Here is a 16643-nt window from a genome sequence, read left to right as displayed (position 1 = left end):
TCTTGACCACGGTCAGGTGGCGCAGCACGGCGTCGTTGAACTTGAACGCGTGTTCAATTTCCTCCATCACGGCCTGGCTGGCTTCAATATTGATACACAGGTAGTGGGCCTTGGCGAGTTTCTGGATCAGGTACACCAGCTGGCGGCGGCCCCAATCTTCAACCCGGTGCACTTTTCCACCGCCGGCGGTAATCATGCCCTTGTAACGTTCCAGCATGGCTGGGACTTGCTCGCTTTGATCCGGGTGGATCAGCAAGACGATCTCGTAATGACGCATAAACTCTCCTTGTGGTTGATAAAAGCTGCCCCAGCGTCGTTAAGGGTGCAGCAAGGCGAAGCCCATGATTATATACCACCGGAATATTGCCCCCACGGTTGCTCGCTTCGCGTAGCGCCCTGCCCCCCCCGAGGGGGCCGCTGCGCCTGCGGGCCGGCGGAGCCGGACCCGCGGCCCCGGCTTGAATTGAAGAGCCTTCGCGGACTTCCTCAGGACCGGTGAATAACTCTCGCCCATGAAAAAAGCCCGGCAACTCGCGTTGCCGGGCTTTTGAGAACCTGAATTTTAGTTCAAGTCACATGCGAGGCCGTATCAGGCCGAGCGCAGGGTTGGGTAGCGCACGTGCTCGACCAGTTCCTGGACCTTGCGGCTAGGCGCAGGGGTAATCAGGCTGACCAGGAGGATCACGGCAAACCCGATCGGCACGCCGAACACACCGGCCGAGATCGGCTGGATTTCCCACCAGAGCTGAATCGGTGAGGTGATGCCGAACAGGCCGCGCATCCAGGGCTGGGTGGTGATCATGTAATAGAACGTGGTTCCCAGACCGGCGATCATGCCCAGGGAGGCAGCAATACCGGTGGCACGTTTCCAGAAGATCCCCAATGTCAGGGCCGGGAAGAACGCAGCCGCGGCGAACGAGAACGCCGCAGAAACCAGGAACAGAATGTCGGCCGGCTTCTGGGATGCCACGTAAGCGGCACACAGCGCAACCACCAGCAGCAGGACCTTGGAGATGGTCACGCGGCGGGCGGTGGAAGCGTTCGGGTCGATCATTTTGTAGTACAGGTCATGGCTCAACGCGTTGGCAATCGTCAGCAGCAGGCCGTCAGCCGTTGACAGCGCAGCAGCCAAGCCGCCAGCAGCCACCAAGCCGGACACCACGTAAGGCAGGCCGCCAATGGCGGGAGCTGCCAGCACGATGATGTCGCCACCGATGGACATTTCATTGAGCTGCAGAATGCCGTCCTTGTTGATGTCCACCACCGACAGCAATGCCGGGTCCACCTTGTTCCAGGCTGCAATCCATTCCGGCAGCTGGTTGAACGGCGTGCCGATCAGCACAGTGAAGATCTCGTATTTCACCAGCACCGCGAGTGCGGGGGCCGTGAAGTAGAGCAGGAAAATGAAGAACAACGACCAGGTGACCGATTGCCGCGCTTCTTTCACGCTTGGAACGGTGTAATAGCGCATCAGGATGTGCGGCAGCGCAGCGGTTCCCACCATCAGACAGAAAATCAGCGCCAGGAAGTTACGGCGCGAAACGTCGTAATCATGCTGAGCCTTGGCATCGCCATTGGGATCACCGGCAAACTGCTGTGCATGCGGGGGCATGCCGTTCAGTGGTTTGGCCTTGGTATCGGCAGCCGCTTTGGCCTTTGTCCAGGCGCCCTTCGCAGCCGCTTCATCTTTCGGCAAGGCAGCCAGCGCTTTTTCAGCAGCAGAAATTTCAGACAGCGCGCCGTTGGCGGCTTTCAGATCCGCCACGGTTTTCTCCGCGGCGGCTTTGTCGGCAGCCAGCGCAGCGGCAGGATCTTTCAGCTTGGCGGCTAGGGCTGCCGAACGCTGCTTGAAGATGTCGCGGACTTCCACCTCTTTAGCGTTGGTCGTCAGCTCTTTTTCCTTGGCGGTCACTTTCTGCAGCTGGAAGCCGTAGATCGCCTGTGGAATTGGCACGCTGGTCTGTTTGACCGACAGCCAGACCACGGGGAGCATATAAGCCACGATCAGGATGATGTATTGGGCCACCTGCGTCCAGGTCACAGCACGCATGCCGCCCAGGAAGGAGCAGACCAGAATACCGCCGAGGCCGAGGAAAATCCCGAGTTCGAAGGCCACACCCGTCAGACGCGCGGTGATGATGCCAACGCCGTAGATCTGTGCAACCACATAGGTGAAGGAGCACAGGATGGCAGCAACGATACCGAGGAAACGGGGCAAGTTGCCGCCATAACGTTCACCCAGAAAGTCGGGAATGGTGAACTGGCCGAACTTGCGCAGGTAGGGCGCGAGAAACAGAGCCACCAGGCAGTAACCGCCGGTCCAGCCCATGATGAAAGCCAGGCCGCTGTAACCGGTCAGGTAGAGCGTACCGGCCATGCCGATGAAGGAAGCAGCAGACATCCAGTCAGCACCGGTGGCCATGCCGTTGTACACCGCGGGTACACGGCGACCTGCCACGTAGTATTCGGCGGCGTCGGTGGTACGGCTCATGATGCCGATGCCGGCATACAGGCCAATGGTGGCCAGCAGGAAGATCAGACCGATCCACTGACGGGACAGGCCCATCTGTTCGAGGATGGCCAGTACAACCACAAAGGCCAGGAAGCCCCCGGTGTACCACTTGTAGACCTTGCCCAGGCCCTTCTTGAAGGCAGCATTGGACGCAGCAGTGTTGGTGCCAGCGTCATTACCAAATATTCCAGCCATGATTATTCCTCGCTCTCTTGGACGCCATGCTCAATATCGAGCTTGCCCATGTACCAGGCGTAATACCCGATGATGGCCACGTAAATCACCAAAGCCCCCTGCGCTCCCATCCAGAAGCTGAAGGGCCAGCCAAAGAAAGTGAAGCTCAATTCGCGAGCAAAATAGCTCACGACGAACGTCACGACGAACCAGATAACCAGCAGGATTGCCGTGATATTCAGGTTCTTTCGCCAGTAACGGCGATGGTTGTCGGTTAACTGCATAACAATTGCCTCCATCAACAACGCCCTTTCGGGCACATCACGATCACCACTTTTCCCAAGCGTGGCCTGCAGGCCGGATCGCGTCTTATAAGCCTGGGCAAGACCCCGGCCTTCAAATACCCACCCAGATGGTTTGCGGTCAGGACGACTGAGCGATGCTCAGCCCCGTCTCGCGCTCCAGCTGGGCGGCCACTTTAGGCTCAAACCTTTTGAGGTGGCGAATGACTTTCACCGCCTCTTCAGGGTCTTGCCTGTCTACATGAACCCGCGCCAGCTGATACCAGCCGAACGGGCTCATGGGCTGCAGTTCTGTGTTTCTCTTGAGTGCCTGCACCGCTTCGTCGAAGCGGCGGTCACGGATCAGGAGCAGCGCCAGGCCGTACCAGGCCCGGTCCATCTTGGGCTCGATATCCAGCGCGCGGCGAAAAGCGGGCTCGGCGTCCGGATGGCCGCCGATGTCTTCCAGCATGTAAGCCAGGTTGAACCAGGCCGCAGAGGTGTCGGGGAAGCGTGCCACCAGCTCGCGCAGGGCGTCAATGGCGCCGTGCTTGTCGCCCAGCTGCGCGAGCACGTGCGCCCGGCTGGCCAGCGCATAGCGGTCGCCGGGGCGCACCAGCAGCATTTGGGTGAACCTCTCCAGGGCTGCGGCCTGCCTGCCGAAGACCAGCAGGACCAGTGCCTGCAGTTTGAGATACCAGTAAGCGGCCCGGGTGTTCATTTGCACATCTCCACGCCAATTTCAAGGCAAATGCGAATTCTCATGAGGGTCGACGCTATCCAGGTGAACAGCAGCAACAAAAACGCCACGAGCGGTACGTGGCGGTCAATGATTTGTTTGGGGGTGATGAAGCGGGCGGCCACCACAAAGGGTTTGCCCACGATCTGCAGGATTTGATAAAACAGGTTGCTGTCTTTTTTGGCGCCTGCCAGCAAACCAAGTATCCATTGCCCGAACAACGCCAGCAAAGCGATTTCGGCTATCAATTTAAGAGTGGATACAAAAAAAAGCATAAGGCCCTTGGCAACAATGGCTTGATTGTTGCCCCGGTACTTACCGAGTTCTTACAAATTGTCAGGCGGAGGGACCGGACCCGTTGAAACCCTCCTAGGACTTTCCCTTGGTTCCTGCTGCTTCAGGGGGCGGCATAGAACCAAGGGATTAAGGCGACTACGATGCCAGCTGCTTCCAGGTGTCGATAACGGTGTCCGGATTGAGCGAGATCGAACCGATGCCCTGCTCCTTGAGCCACTGCGCAAAGTCGGGATGGTCGCTGGGGCCCTGGCCGCAGATGCCGACGTATTTGCCCTGGCGCCGGCAGGCCTGGATGGCCTGGCTAAGCAAGGCCTTGACGGCCGGGTCGCGCTCGTCGAAGTCTTTGGCGAGGATGTCCAGGCCCGAGTCGCGGTCCAGGCCCAGCGTGAGCTGGGTCAGATCGTTCGAGCCGATCGAGAATCCGTCGAAGAACTCAAGAAACTCATCGGCCAGGATGGCGTTGCTCGGCACCTCGCACATCATGATCACGCGCAGGTCTTTTTCGCCACGCTTCAGGCCGTGCTGGGCCAGCAGGTCGGTGACCTGCTTGGCTTGGCCCAGGGTACGCACAAAAGGCACCATGACCTCGACGTTGACCAGGCCCATGTCATCACGCACACGGCGCAGCGCCTCGCACTCCATCGCAAAGGCCTCGCCGAAATCGGGGCTGAGATAACGCGATGCACCGCGGAAACCGAGCATCGGGTTTTCTTCCTCGGGCTCGTAACGCGAGCCTCCGATCAGCTTGCGGTACTCGTTGGACTTGAAATCCGACAAACGCACGATGACCGGCTTGGGCCAAAAAGCCGCCGCAATGGTTGCCACGCCCTCAGCCACCTTGTCGACATAAAAGGCACGCGGCGAGGCATGGCCACGTGCCACGCTTTCCACCGCTTTTTTCAGGTCGGCATCGACATTCGGGTAGTCGAGAATGGCCTTGGGGTGCACGCCGATGTTGTTGTTGATGACAAACTCCAGCCGCGCCAAGCCCACGCCGTGGTTGGGAATCTGGCAGAAGTCGAAAGCCAGCTGCGGGTTGCCCACATTCATCGTGATCTTGATGTCGATGGGCGGCATGGTGCCGCGCTGCACTTCGGTCACCTCGGTCTCGAGCAGGCCGTCATAGATGTTGCCGGTGTCACCTTCAGCGCAGCTGACTGTCACCAGCATGCCGTCCTTGAGCGACTCGGTGGCGTCGCCGCAACCGACCACGGCAGGAATGCCCAGCTCGCGCGCAATGATGGCCGCGTGGCAGGTACGCCCGCCGCGGTTCGTCACGATGGCGCTGGCGCGTTTCATGACCGGCTCCCAGTTCGGGTCGGTCATGTCGGTGACCAGGATGTCGCCGGGCTGGACCTGGTCCATGTCCTTGATGTCGCGCACGATGCGGACCGGGCCGGTGCCGATTTTCTGGCCGATCGCCCTACCCTCGGCCAGCACGGTTCCGGTGCCCTTGAGCTTGTAGCGCTGCTCGGCCTTGCCTTTGGACTGGCTTTTCACCGTCTCGGGGCGTGCCTGCAGGATGTACAACTCGCCGTCGGTGCCGTCCTTGCCCCATTCGATGTCCATGGGACGGCCGTAATGGTTTTCGATGATCACCGCGTAACGCGCGAGCTGCTCGACGTCGGCGTCGGTCAGCGAATAGCGGTTGCGCAGCTCCGCCGGCACGTCGGTGGTTTTGACCAATTTGCCGCCGGTTTTCTTTTCTTCAGCGCTGGTGAACTCCATCTGCAGCAGCTTGCTTCCTAGGTTGCGGCGGATCACCGCGCGCTTGCCGGCCTTGAGCATGGGCTTGTGCACATAGAACTCGTCGGGGTTCACGGCGCCCTGCACCACGGTTTCGCCCAGGCCGTAGCTGGAGGTGATGAAAACCACGTCTTCAAAACCGCTTTCGGTGTCGATGGTGAACATCACGCCGGCCGCGCCGATGTCGCTGCGCACCATGCGCTGCACGCCGGCCGACAGGGCCACGTCGGAATGGGCAAAGCCCTGATGCACGCGGTAGCTGATGGCGCGGTCGTTGTAGAGCGAAGCAAACACCTCTTTCATCTTGTGCAGCACGTCCTCAATGCCGACCACGTTCAGGAAGGTCTCCTGCTGCCCGGCAAACGAGGCATCGGGCAGGTCTTCGGCCGTGGCAGACGAGCGCACCGCAAAACTGGCCTGGGCGTTGCCGGCACTCAGGGCAGCAAAACTGTCGCGCACAGCTTTTTCAAGCTCTGAAGGAAAAGGCTGGGCTTCAACCAGACCACGAATCTGCGCACCGGCTACCGCCAGTGCCCGCACGTCCTCGGTGTTGAGTTTGTCGAGGACGGCGTTGATTTTTTTGTCCAGCCCGTCATGGGCCAGAAAGATGCGGAAGGCGTGGGCGGTGGTGGCGAAGCCGGTAGGTACACGCACGCCCTGCGGCCCGGTGGGCAATTGCGAGATCATTTCGCCGAGGCTGGCGTTTTTACCGCCGACGGCCTCGACATCCGTCATCCTCAGGTTTTCAAACGGTACGACCAGGGCGGTCGGCTCAAAAAGGTTGGACATGAAAATACTCCGGGAGGTTTAAAAACCGGGACGTGGCGCATGCGCGGCGGGCAACCTTGTTGTTGTTCGAAGGGGTTGGTGCGGGGCATGGCTTGAGAATCTGGATAATTGCCCCGATTGTAGGGGTCTGCCGCCTCTGGCAGCCGCCCCCACCTTTCATAACCCTGAAGCCCAGACATGCCCAACCGCACCGTATTTTTCATCTCCGACGGCACCGGCATCACCGCTGAAACCTTTGGTAACGCCATCCTGGCGCAATTCGAGTTCAAGGCGCGCCACGTGCGCCTGCCGTTTATCGACAGCGTGGACAAGGCGCATCAGGCCATCCGCCAGATCAACCACGCGGCCGTGCTGGAAGGCACACGGCCGATTGTTTTCACCACGCTGGTGAATATGGAAATCCTGGCCGTCATCAAGGCGCATTGCCACGGCATGCTGCTGGACATGTTCGGCACCTTTGTGGCGCCGCTGGAAGTTGAGCTTGGCATCAAGTCCAACCACCGCGTGGGCCGTTTTTCGGACGCCTCCAAAAGCAAGGCCTATGACGAGCGCATCGAGGCCATCAACTTCTCGCTGGCCCACGACGACGGCCAGAGCAACAAGGACCTGGCCGGCTCTGACGTGATCCTGGTAGGCGTGAGCCGCAGCGGCAAAACGCCGACTTCGCTTTATCTGGCCATGCAATACGGCCTGAAAGCCTCCAACTATCCGCTGATCCCGGAAGACTTCGAGCGCCGCCAGCTGCCACCGGCGCTGGTGCCGCATCGCAAGAAAATCTTCGGCCTGACGATTGCGCCCGAGCGCCTGGCGCAGATCCGCAATGAACGCCGGCCCAACTCGAAATACGCCAGCCTGGAGAACTGCCGCGAGGAAATCCACGAAGCCGAAGCCATGATGCGGCGCGAAGGCATTCGCTGGCTCTCCACCACGACCAAGTCGATTGAAGAGATTTCGACCACCATCCTGCAGGAAATCCGGCCCGAGCGGCTGGAGTACTGAAACCCTCGGTTGCTCTTCTTTTAATAGCTGCTTGCGCCCAGCCCATAAGGGCTGGTGCCATATTTCTTGATTTTCTCTTCAAATCGCGACATGGGGCGACGCTGCGCGAAGCGTAGCCCGCATCCAAACTGCAGAGGCGTAGCGCCAAGCGTTGCGGCGCAGCCTCCAGAGTCGATAGTCATATTGTATTAATTATATAAATTCAATTAATTGGATTAATAGATCCCCGGGCCTTAAGCTATCCCTGTCGTTAATTTTTACGTCAACATCAATAGAGGAAACCCGTAAATGTCCCTGATCAATACCCAAGTCCAACCGTTTAAAACTCAAGCCTTCCTGAATGGCAAGTTCGTCGAGGTTTCCGACGAATCCCTCAAGGGCAAATGGTCGGTCCTGATCTTCATGCCGGCTGCATTCACCTTCAACTGCCCGACCGAAGTGGAAGATGCGGCCGACAACTACGCCGAATTCCAGAAAGCCGGCGCAGAGGTGTACATCGTCACCACCGACACCCATTTCTCCCACAAGGTGTGGCACCAGACCTCGCCTGCCGTCGGCAAGGCCAAGTTCCCGCTGGTGGGCGACCCAACGCACGTGCTGACCAAGGCTTTTGACGTGTTCATCCCCGAAGAAGGCCTGGCTCTGCGCGGCACCTTCGTGATCGACCCCAAAGGCATCATCAAGACCGCCGAAGTGCACTCCAACGAAATCGCCCGCGACGTCAAGGAAACCCTGCGCAAGCTCAAGGCTGCCCAGTACACGGCGGCCCACCCCAATGAGGTCTGCCCTGCCAAGTGGAACGACGGCGCCAAGACCATTGCCCCGTCCATCGACCTCGTCGGCAAGATCTAATTCCATTTCTAAATCATCCGTGCACTTTGTCGGCTTCTCTAGCCGTACGTCTGTACTGTCGTCGCTTCGCCTTCGCGTTCACGAATGATGTAGAAAAGGAATAAGCCGCAGGTCCCAGCCCGGGCGCTGCGCACACTTCGGTGTGTGCCCCGGGCTTTTTTGTTCTCTTCTGACACGATATTGATACCGAAAGTGAGTCCGCCATGCTCGACGAAGCCACCAAAGCCCAACTGAAAACCTACCTCGAACGCGCCACGCAGCCGATCGAGATCGTCGCCTCGCTCGACGACAGCGAAGCCTCGGGCGAGGTGCATTCGCTGCTTAAAGACGTGGCCGATTCATCTTCGCTGGTGAAGCTCACCGAGAGCCGGGACGATCCGCACCGGAAACCCTCCTTCTCTATCAACCGCCCCGGCGAGAACCATGGCCCGCGTTTTGCCGGCCTGCCCATGGGCCATGAATTCACCTCGCTGATCCTCGCGCTGCTGCAGATTGGCGGCTACCCTCCCAAGGTTGAAGAGGCGGTGCTGGAGCAGATCCGCGCGCTTGATGGTGACTTCGAGTTCGAGATTTACGTCTCGCTGACCTGCCACAACTGCCCGGACGTGGTGCAGGCGCTGAACCTGATGGCGGTGCAGAACCCGCGCATCCGCGCCACCATGATCGAAGGCGGCACCTTCCAGGACGAGGTGAAGGAGCGCCAGGTCATGGCCGTTCCCACCGTTTTCCTCAACGGCACGGAGTTCGGCCAGGGCCGCATGAGCCTGGAAGAAATCCTCGCGAAGATAGACACCAGCGGTGTCGAGCGCGAAGCGAAAAAGATCGATGCCAAGGATCCGTTCGACGTGCTGATCGTCGGCGGCGGACCGGCAGGCGCGGCCGCGGCCGTGTACGCAGCGCGCAAGGGCATCCGTACCGGCGTGGCTTCCGAACGTTTCGGCGGCCAGGTGCTGGACACGCTGGGCATTGAGAACTTCATCTCCATCAAGGAGACCGAAGGCCCGAAGTTTGCCCACGCGCTGGAAGAACACGTGCGCAACTACGACGTGGACATCATGAATTTGCAGCGTGCCAGTGCACTGGTGCCCAACAGCGGCCCCGGCAAGGACATGATCGAGATCAAGCTCGAAAGCGGTGCTTCGCTGAAGAGCAGGTCCGTGATCATCTCCACAGGCGCACGCTGGCGCAACATCAATGTACCCGGCGAGCAGGAGTTCAAGAACAAGGGCGTGGCCTATTGCCCGCACTGCGACGGCCCGCTGTTCAAGGGCAAGCGCGTCGCCGTCATTGGCGGCGGCAACTCGGGTGTCGAAGCGGCGATTGACCTGGCCGGCATCGTGGGCCATGTAACGCTGGTCGAGTTCGACACCGCGCTGCGCGCCGACGCCGTGCTGCAGCGCAAGCTCAAAAGCCTGAAGAACGTGGACGTGTTCACCAACGCACAGACCACCGAGATCACCGGCGACCAGAAGGTCAATGGTCTGGTCTACAAGGATCGCGCCAGCGGCGAGCTCAAAACCGTGCCGCTCGAAGGTGTGTTCATCCAGATCGGCCTGGTGCCCAACACCGACTGGCTCAAGGGTGTGGTCGAGTTGTCCAGGCACGGCGAGATCATTGTGGATGCCAGGGGCCAGACCTCGGTGCCCGGTGTGTTTGCTGCAGGGGACGCCACCACCGTGCCCTTCAAGCAGATCATCATTGCGGCCGGCGACGGCGCGAAGGCCGCCCTGGGTGCTTTCGATCACCTGATCCGGACCTCGGCACCGGTGGCCTGACGGTACATGAAGCGGTGCACAAGGCACCGCTTCGTGATCGCAAAGAAGAACGCCTATCAATCCCATTCGTGCTCAGACCGCACACAAAGGGTTATGCATTTTTTCTTGCCCAAGGGCCCCGGCCTACCGACAATCAGGGCATTCAAAAACAAAAAAAGGAAATGCCATGAAAGGCGACGCACAAGTGATCACGCATCTGCAGGCCCAGCTCAAGAACGAGCTCACCGCCATCAACCAGTACTTTGTGCACTACCGCATGTACAAACACTGGGGCCTGGACAAGCTAGCCAAGAAGGAATACGAAGAATCCATCGGCGAGATGAAACACGCCGACAAACTCATGGACCGCATCTTCATGCTCGACGGCCTGCCCAACCTGCAGGACCTGGGCAAGCTGATGATTGGTGAAGACGTGCCGGAAGCCCTGGCCTGCGACCTGAAAGCCGAAACCGGTGCCCAGGCGACCATCAAGGACGGCATTGCCCACTGTGAAAGCGTGCGCGACTATGTCTCACGTGACCTGCTGCAAGGCATTCTGGACGACACCGAAGAACACATCGACTTCCTGGAAACCCAGATCGAGCTGGTGGCCAAAGTCGGGCTGCAGAACTACCTGCAGAGCCAGATGGGCGAGTTGAGCTGAACCTGGTACATCGTATTGAGCAAAAAGGTGGGGCTTGCCCCACCTTTTTTTTACCCTCGGACCACAAGCGTCCCTCGGTCAATACGGGCCTGGCTTCTACCCACAAAAGTTCAGGTGGAAGATTTTCGGACCCTTTCAAACGAGAATGATTCTTATTATTGAGCTAAGATAAGGCCATCCGCCAGCCTGCATCCCGCGTGATGAAGCCAGCCAGCAACCTGCTTGAGCTTTCGCTTCACCATGCCCATCTATTCTTCATTTTTTCAGTCAAATCAGCCTGTAGCCCCCACCAGCCGTTCGCTAACAGCTTCCAAATTCATAGCAAACTTCGCCCTGGCCCCCGTGGCCTTGTGTGTGGTGCAGCTGGCGGCGGCACAAACCCCGACGGATCAGACCCTGCCGGCCATCACGGTCAAGGAAGAAGCCGCCCCCGAAAGCGCCACCGGCCCGGTGACCGGGTATCGCGCCAAGCGGGCCGCGACCGCAACCAAGACCGACACACCGCTGTCCGAAACGCCGCAGTCCGTCACCGTCATCACCAATGACCAGATGGTGGACCAGGGCGCCATCAATATGCAGGACGCCCTTGGTTATGCTGCGGGCGTACGTTCCGATGCCTACGGGCTGGACTCGCGGACCGACTCGGTGCGCGTGCGCGGCGCCTACCCGGATGTTTACCTCGACGGTTTGCGCCAGGCTTATGGCTACTACACCAGCACCACGCGCACCGAGCCCTACACGCTGGAGCGCCTGGAGGTGCTGCGCGGCCCATCCGGCATGCTGTTCGGTTCGGGCACGGCCGCGGGCGTGGTCAACATGGTCAGCAAGCGGCCGCTGGCGGAGACCCGGCGCGAGGTTGGCGTGCAGTTCGGCAGCTACGGCCGCAAGCAGTTGCAGGCCGACCTGACCGGCTCGCTGACCGAGGACGGGGCCTGGCTCTACCGTTTGGTGGCGCTGACGCGCAAGTCCGACACCCAGGTCGACTACGTGCCCGACGACCGCAGCCTGATTGCGCCCTCGCTGACCTGGCGCCCGAACGGCACCACCTCACTGACACTGCAGGGCCTGTGGCAGCAGGACAAGAGCGGTTCAAGCTCGCAGTTCTTCCCGTGGGAGGGCACGCTGCTGCCCAATCCGAACGGCACCCTGCCGACGAACCGCTTCATTGGTGAGCCCGGCGACTACTACAACTCCGAGCGCAGCAGCTTCGGCTGGCTCTTCGAGCACAAGCTCAACGACAGCTGGACGGTGCGCCAGAACTTCCGCACCGCCAAAAACGAAAACGACAACCGCTACCACTGGGGCGACTTCTTCACCGTCACCGGCGGATCGGGCGCCGACCCAGTGGGCAAGCGCAGGTTTGGCCGCTACAACGACAGCTCGCTAACGCGCAACCGCATCTCGACCCTGGACAACCATACCGAAGGCCATTTCGACACCGGCGCCTTCCAACACACGCTGCTGATGGGTGCAGACTTCCAGCGCCAGCGCGAGAACGTCTGGGGCGGCGAGGCCTACAGCGAGATCGACGCCTATGCGCCGGTCTACGGCAACCTCGTGATTCCGGCGCGCGCCGCCAGGCCCGGCACCACGCAGCGCCAGGCGGGCTTTTACCTGCAGGACCAGATCAAGCTGGACAACTGGATCTTCCTGGCCGGCCTGCGCCACGACCGTGCCATTGCGGGCGCGGAAGGCAGCCCCGACGAAGAAAGCAGGGCCACAACCAAACGCCTCGGGCTGATGTACAAGCTGGCCTCGGGCTGGTCGCCCTACCTGAGCTACGCCGAGTCCTTCACCCCGCAGGCTGCGCGCTCAGGCCAGATCTTCAAGCCGCTGCGCGGCGAGCAATGGGAAGCGGGCGTGAAGTACGAGCCCGCCGGCCGTGCGCTGGCATTCAGCGCCGCCGTTTACGACCTGCGTGAGAAGAACCAGATCGCCTCGCCGCAAGTCAACGTCTTCACGCAGGTCGGGGCCACGCGCACCAAGGGGGTGGAACTCGAAGCCCGGGGTTCCGTCAACCCCATGCTCGAAGTGATCGCGCATTACAACTACACCGACCTCGACAAGCAGCTCGAAGGCCTGCCCGCGCACCAGGCCAGCGTCTGGGCCAAACAGCGTTTTGCCATCGCCGGTGTGAACGGTTTCTCGGCGGGTGCCGGTGTGCGCTGGATGAGCTCTTTCCGCGACCTGCAGGGCGGTATCGGCCCGGAGATCCCGGCCTCCACGCTGCTGGACTTGGTGTTTGCCTACGACACGGCGCAGTGGCGTTACGCGCTCAACATCAACAACGCGACCGACAAGACTTACTTCAGCACCTGTCTGGCACGCGGCGACTGCTGGTACGGCGCGCGGCGCAATGTCGTGGCCAGTGCCACCTACCGCTTCTAAAAAAAGCGCTGTCGACAGGAGCCACGATGAACAACACCCGAAAAATAAAAGCCTGGGCCTGGATCCACAAATGGAGCAGCCTGGTCTGCACCGTTTTCATGCTGCTGCTGTGCCTCACCGGCCTGCCGCTGATCTTTCACCACGAAATCGGCCACCTGCTGGGCACCGAGATCGACGCGCCCAAGATGCCGGCGGACACGCCGCGCGCCAGCCTGGACCGCGTGATTGCGGCGGCGCACGCGCTGCACCCCGAGCGCGTGGTGCAGTTCGTCTCGCAGCCGGAAGACGACGACGGCCTGTGGTTCGTCACGCTGACGCCCACGCCGGAGCCGACCGAAGACTTCAAGTCGGTCGCCGTTGATGCGCGAACCGCCGCGGTACTGGCCCAGCCGAAGTTCGACGAAGGTTTCATGTACGTCATGTTCAAGCTGCATGTGGACCTGTTCGCCGGTTTGGCCGGCAAGCTCTTCCTCGGTTTCATGGGTTTGCTGCTGCTGGCAGCCATCGTCTCCGGCGTGGTGCTGTATGCGCCTTTCATGCGCAAGCTCGATTTCGGCACGGTGCGGCGCGAGCGGCGGCCGCGCCTGAAGTGGCTGGACCTGCACAACCTGCTGGGCATCGTGACCCTGGTCTGGGCTTTCACCGTGGGCGCCACCGGCATGATCAACACCTGGGCTGACCTGATCATCAAGTACTGGCAGCACGACCAGCTCAGCACCCTGCTGGCGCCTTACCAAGGCCAGCCGCCGGTGCTCCTGGCCGAACGCGGCCCGCTGCAGCAGGCGCTGGAGGTGGCGCTGGAACGTGCACCGGGCATGAAAACCGCCTTCATTGCCTTCCCCGGCACCGCGTTCTCAAGCCCGCACCACAACACTGTCTTCCTGCGCGGCGAGTCCCCCCTGACCGCGCGGCTGCTGCAGCCGGTACTGGTGGACGCCCGCACCGGCGCCGTCACCGCCAGCCCCGAACTTCCCTGGTACCTCACGGCGTTGCTGGTGTCGCAGCCGCTGCATTTCGGCGACTACGGCGGCATGCCCATGCAAATCCTCTGGGCGCTGCTCGACATCGCCACCATCATCGTGCTGGGCAGCGGCCTCTACCTCTGGCTCAAACGTCCTCAGCCCCAAAGCCTGGCCGAAGAAGCTGGCGCCCGGCACAACGCCACGCCGCAAGGCCGCGCCGCATGAAGCCCACTTTCACGCAGCTCTGGGGCTGGCCCCTCGTGCTGGGCGTGCTCAGCGCCACCGGCCTGCTCAGCGCCCTGGTGTCCGAGGGCTGGGGCGACGTCTGGTCCTGGCTGGCGCTGGGCGTGCCTGTGCTGGTCATGGCCTGGTTTTCCTGGGGCAGACCGCCTCGTCACTGACGCCCCAAAGTTGCCGATCACGCGACACAAGCTTCTTTTTCCTGCGGGCAGCTACGCTCCCCCCGGCAAAAGTCTCCCTGTCCTGCCAATTGCGTTAAGATGTAAATAATAATGATTCTCATACAGAATGGCATTGCAAGCCCGCCTCTTCTTGCTGCCCACCGAGCGCCAGACGAATCCAGATCCCGCCCATGACCTCCCCCTTTTCCGCCCCTGCCATGGCCGCTGCCACTCTGTCCCTGGTGGATCTGCCCGCCCACTGCGTGACCACCATCACCGGCCTGCGGGAAGCTGAAGACGGCGACGCGCCATCGAAGGTGTTGCAGCGTCTGGCCGAGCTGGGTTTCATGGCCGGCGAGACCATCAGCGTGCTGCAGCGCGGCCCCGGCGGACGCGAGCCTATAGCCGTGCAGGTCGGCGACACAGTGTTCGCGCTGCGCCGCCATGAAGCCAGCTGCATCCAGGTGAAGGCGCTGGCATGAACGCTGCAGCGACCACTGCCGCAGCGGGACCACTGCGCATCGCCCTCGTCGGCAACCCGAACTGCGGCAAGACCGCGCTGTTCAACCTGCTTACCGGCGCAAGGCAGAAAGTGGCCAACTACGCCGGCGTCACCGTCGAGCGCAAGGAGGGCCGCACCCGCCTGCCCGATGGCCGCGAGCTGGCCGTGATGGACCTGCCGGGTGCCTACAGCCTGAACCCGGCGACAACTGACGAAACCGTCACGCATGACGTGGTGATGGGCCTGCGCCAGGGCGAAAGCCAGCCTGACGGCATCATCGCCGTGGTGGACGCTACCAACCTGCGCATGAATCTGCGCCTGGTGCTGCAGCTGCGCGCACTGGGGCGGCCCATGGTGCTGGCGCTCAACATGATGGATGTGGCGCGCGCGCGCGGCCTGCAGATCGACCTGGCCAGACTCTCCACTGAACTCGGCATGCCGGTGGTGGAAACCGTGGCGGTGCACAACCCCTGGTTTGCGGCGTGGCGCGGCAAGGCCGGCGGGAGCGGGCGCGAGGCCCTGCTGCAGGCTGCGCAACAGGCTTTCTCCCCAAATATTGAGTCTTTTGTGCCTCCAGCCCTTACGCAGCAAGCGCAAACAGCTACCAAAACAATAGCAAATGCAATGCAGGACATGGCTGCGCTGCAGGCGCAGGTGCGGGCCATCCTGGCCGTGGCCGTGCCCAACGCGGGCCAGGTCAAACGGTTCAATCACCGGGTTGATGCGCTGGTGATGCACCCGGTGCTTGGCCTGCTGCTGCTGGCCACCGTGCTCTTCCTGATCTTCCAGGCGGTATTTGCCTGGGCCAATCTGCCCATGGACCTGATCAAGGACGGTGTGGCCTGGACCGGCACGCTGATCCAGAACAACATGGCGCCCGGCCTGCTGCAAAGCCTGCTGGTGGACGGCATCGTCGCGGGTGTCGGCGGCGTGCTGGTCTTCCTGCCGCAAATCGTGATCCTGTTTTTCTTCATCCTGCTGCTGGAAGACTCCGGCTACCTGCCGCGCGCCGCCTTCCTGCTCGACAACGTCATGGGCAAGGTCGGGCTGTCGGGCCGCGCCTTCATTCCGCTGCTCTCGAGTTTCGCCTGCGCGATTCCCGGCATCATGGCCACGCGCACCATTCCGCACTGGCGCGACCGGCTGGCCACCATCATGATTGCGCCGCTGATGACCTGCTCGGCCCGGCTGCCGCTCTACGCGCTGCTGATAGGCGCCTTCATTCCGAACCGCGAGGTCGGCATCTTCAACCTGCAGGGCCTGACGCTGTTTGCCCTGTATGTGCTGGGCATTGTCTCGGCCATGGCGGTGGCCTGGGTCTTCAAGCACACCTGGGCCAAAAGCAGCTACCAGCCGCTGATGCTGGAGCTGCCGCCCTACCGCGTGCCCAATCTGCGCAACCTGCTGCTGGGCCTGTGGCAGCGGGTGGAAATCTTCATGCACCGCGTCGGCACCATCATTTTTTCGCTGATGGTGGTGCTGTGGTTTCTCTCGACCTTTCCTGGCCCGCCCGACGGTGCGACCGGACCGGCGATCCAGTACAGCTTTGCCGGCATGATTGGCAAGGCGCTCGAAGTCGTCTT

Annotated in this window: 15 protein-coding genes; 9 read left to right on the top strand and 6 right to left on the bottom strand. The window is 61.4% G+C overall.

All coding sequences use genetic code 11. The features are described 5' to 3' along the window. The 6 genes from rpsF to ppsA all read right to left on the bottom strand — a co-directional run. Positions 1–277: 30S ribosomal protein S6 (rpsF, locus tag ABI660_RS19880; RefSeq protein ID WP_348071357.1), on the bottom strand; the 277-nt coding region annotated here is incomplete at its 3' end. A gap of 312 nt (positions 278–589) precedes the next feature. After that, positions 590–2707 (bottom strand): sodium:solute symporter family protein, encoded by a 2118-nt coding sequence (locus ABI660_RS19875; protein ID WP_348071355.1) that lies wholly within the window; start codon positions 2705–2707, stop codon positions 590–592. A 2-nt stretch (positions 2708–2709) separates the two neighbouring features. Then, a complete protein-coding gene (locus ABI660_RS19870) occupies positions 2710–2970 on the bottom strand; it encodes a DUF4212 domain-containing protein (RefSeq protein WP_348071353.1) in 261 nt (86 codons plus the stop codon). A gap of 139 nt (positions 2971–3109) precedes the next feature. Next, positions 3110–3688 carry a tetratricopeptide repeat protein gene (locus ABI660_RS19865; protein WP_348071351.1) on the bottom strand — a complete coding sequence of 193 codons (579 nt, stop codon included), beginning with the start codon at positions 3686–3688 and terminating at the stop codon, positions 3110–3112. Then, positions 3685–3954, bottom strand: a complete 270-nt coding sequence (locus tag ABI660_RS19860; RefSeq protein WP_348071349.1) for a hypothetical protein — start codon at positions 3952–3954, stop codon at positions 3685–3687. Before ABI660_RS19860 ends, ABI660_RS19865 begins: the two co-directional genes overlap by 4 nt. A 184-nt stretch (positions 3955–4138) precedes the next feature. Next, positions 4139–6538, bottom strand: a complete 2400-nt coding sequence (gene ppsA / locus ABI660_RS19855; protein WP_348071347.1) for a phosphoenolpyruvate synthase — start codon at positions 6536–6538, stop codon at positions 4139–4141. A 177-nt stretch (positions 6539–6715) separates the two neighbouring features. Here ppsA and ABI660_RS19850 point away from each other — a divergent pair, with 177 nt between their 5' ends. The 9 genes from ABI660_RS19850 to feoB form a co-directional block, all read left to right on the top strand. After that, positions 6716–7537, top strand: coding sequence for a pyruvate, water dikinase regulatory protein (locus tag ABI660_RS19850; RefSeq protein ID WP_348071345.1), 822 nt, complete (start codon positions 6716–6718; stop codon positions 7535–7537). A 288-nt stretch (positions 7538–7825) separates the two neighbouring features. Then, on the top strand, positions 7826–8389 hold the full coding sequence (gene ahpC, locus ABI660_RS19845; protein ID WP_348071343.1) for an alkyl hydroperoxide reductase subunit C: 564 nt from the start codon (positions 7826–7828) through the stop codon (positions 8387–8389). Positions 8390–8592: 203 nt separating this feature from the next. Further along, positions 8593–10164, top strand: coding sequence for an alkyl hydroperoxide reductase subunit F (gene ahpF, locus ABI660_RS19840; RefSeq protein ID WP_348071341.1), 1572 nt, complete (start codon positions 8593–8595; stop codon positions 10162–10164). 166 nt (positions 10165–10330) lie between these two features. Further along, entirely contained in the window at positions 10331–10807 is a 477-nt protein-coding gene (gene bfr / locus ABI660_RS19835) for a bacterioferritin (RefSeq protein WP_300518995.1), read from the top strand. A gap of 222 nt (positions 10808–11029) precedes the next feature. Then, positions 11030–13195, top strand: a complete 2166-nt coding sequence (locus ABI660_RS19830; protein ID WP_348071338.1) for a TonB-dependent siderophore receptor — start codon at positions 11030–11032, stop codon at positions 13193–13195. A gap of 26 nt (positions 13196–13221) precedes the next feature. Then, the gene (locus ABI660_RS19825; protein ID WP_348071336.1) at positions 13222–14382 is read left to right on the top strand and encodes a PepSY domain-containing protein; all 1161 of its coding nucleotides are present in this window, start codon (positions 13222–13224) and stop codon (positions 14380–14382) included. After that, positions 14379–14558: a hypothetical protein gene (locus ABI660_RS19820; protein WP_348071334.1), complete on the top strand. Its 180-nt coding sequence runs from the start codon at positions 14379–14381 to the stop codon at positions 14556–14558. Before ABI660_RS19825 ends, ABI660_RS19820 begins: the two co-directional genes overlap by 4 nt. 191 nt (positions 14559–14749) lie before the next feature. After that, the gene (locus tag ABI660_RS19815; protein WP_348071332.1) at positions 14750–15040 is read left to right on the top strand and encodes a FeoA family protein; all 291 of its coding nucleotides are present in this window, start codon (positions 14750–14752) and stop codon (positions 15038–15040) included. After that, a partial coding sequence (gene feoB / locus ABI660_RS19810; protein ID WP_348071330.1) for a ferrous iron transport protein B occupies positions 15037–16643 on the top strand: 1607 nt, incomplete at its 3' end. The genes ABI660_RS19815 and feoB, both read left to right, overlap by 4 nt.

Source organism: Polaromonas sp. (assembly GCF_039930745.1).
Classification (GTDB): Bacteria; Pseudomonadota; Gammaproteobacteria; order Burkholderiales; family Burkholderiaceae_C; genus Polaromonas.
The sequence above is the reverse complement of the archived record's forward strand: the minus strand, read 5'-3'. Positions and strand labels throughout refer to the sequence as shown.

Bases quoted from the DNA above. Each gene is read 5' to 3' on its own strand.
- ABI660_RS19825 (WP_348071336.1), top strand. From the start codon at position 13,222: ATGAACAACACCCGAAAAATAAAAGCCTGGGCCTGGATCCACAAATGG.
- ABI660_RS19815 (WP_348071332.1), top strand. From the start codon at position 14,750: ATGACCTCCCCCTTTTCCGCCCCTGCCATGGCCGCTGCCACTCTGTCC.
- ahpF (WP_348071341.1), top strand. From the start codon at position 8,593: ATGCTCGACGAAGCCACCAAAGCCCAACTGAAAACCTACCTCGAACGC.
- ABI660_RS19865 (WP_348071351.1), bottom strand. From the start codon at position 3,688: ATGAACACCCGGGCCGCTTACTGGTATCTCAAACTGCAGGCACTGGTC.
- ABI660_RS19875 (WP_348071355.1), bottom strand. From the start codon at position 2,707: ATGGCTGGAATATTTGGTAATGACGCTGGCACCAACACTGCTGCGTCC.
- ppsA (WP_348071347.1), bottom strand. From the start codon at position 6,538: ATGTCCAACCTTTTTGAGCCGACCGCCCTGGTCGTACCGTTTGAAAAC.
- ahpC (WP_348071343.1), top strand. From the start codon at position 7,826: ATGTCCCTGATCAATACCCAAGTCCAACCGTTTAAAACTCAAGCCTTC.
- ABI660_RS19870 (WP_348071353.1), bottom strand. From the start codon at position 2,970: ATGCAGTTAACCGACAACCATCGCCGTTACTGGCGAAAGAACCTGAAT.
- bfr (WP_300518995.1), top strand. From the start codon at position 10,331: ATGAAAGGCGACGCACAAGTGATCACGCATCTGCAGGCCCAGCTCAAG.
- ABI660_RS19820 (WP_348071334.1), top strand. From the start codon at position 14,379: ATGAAGCCCACTTTCACGCAGCTCTGGGGCTGGCCCCTCGTGCTGGGC.
- ABI660_RS19850 (WP_348071345.1), top strand. From the start codon at position 6,716: ATGCCCAACCGCACCGTATTTTTCATCTCCGACGGCACCGGCATCACC.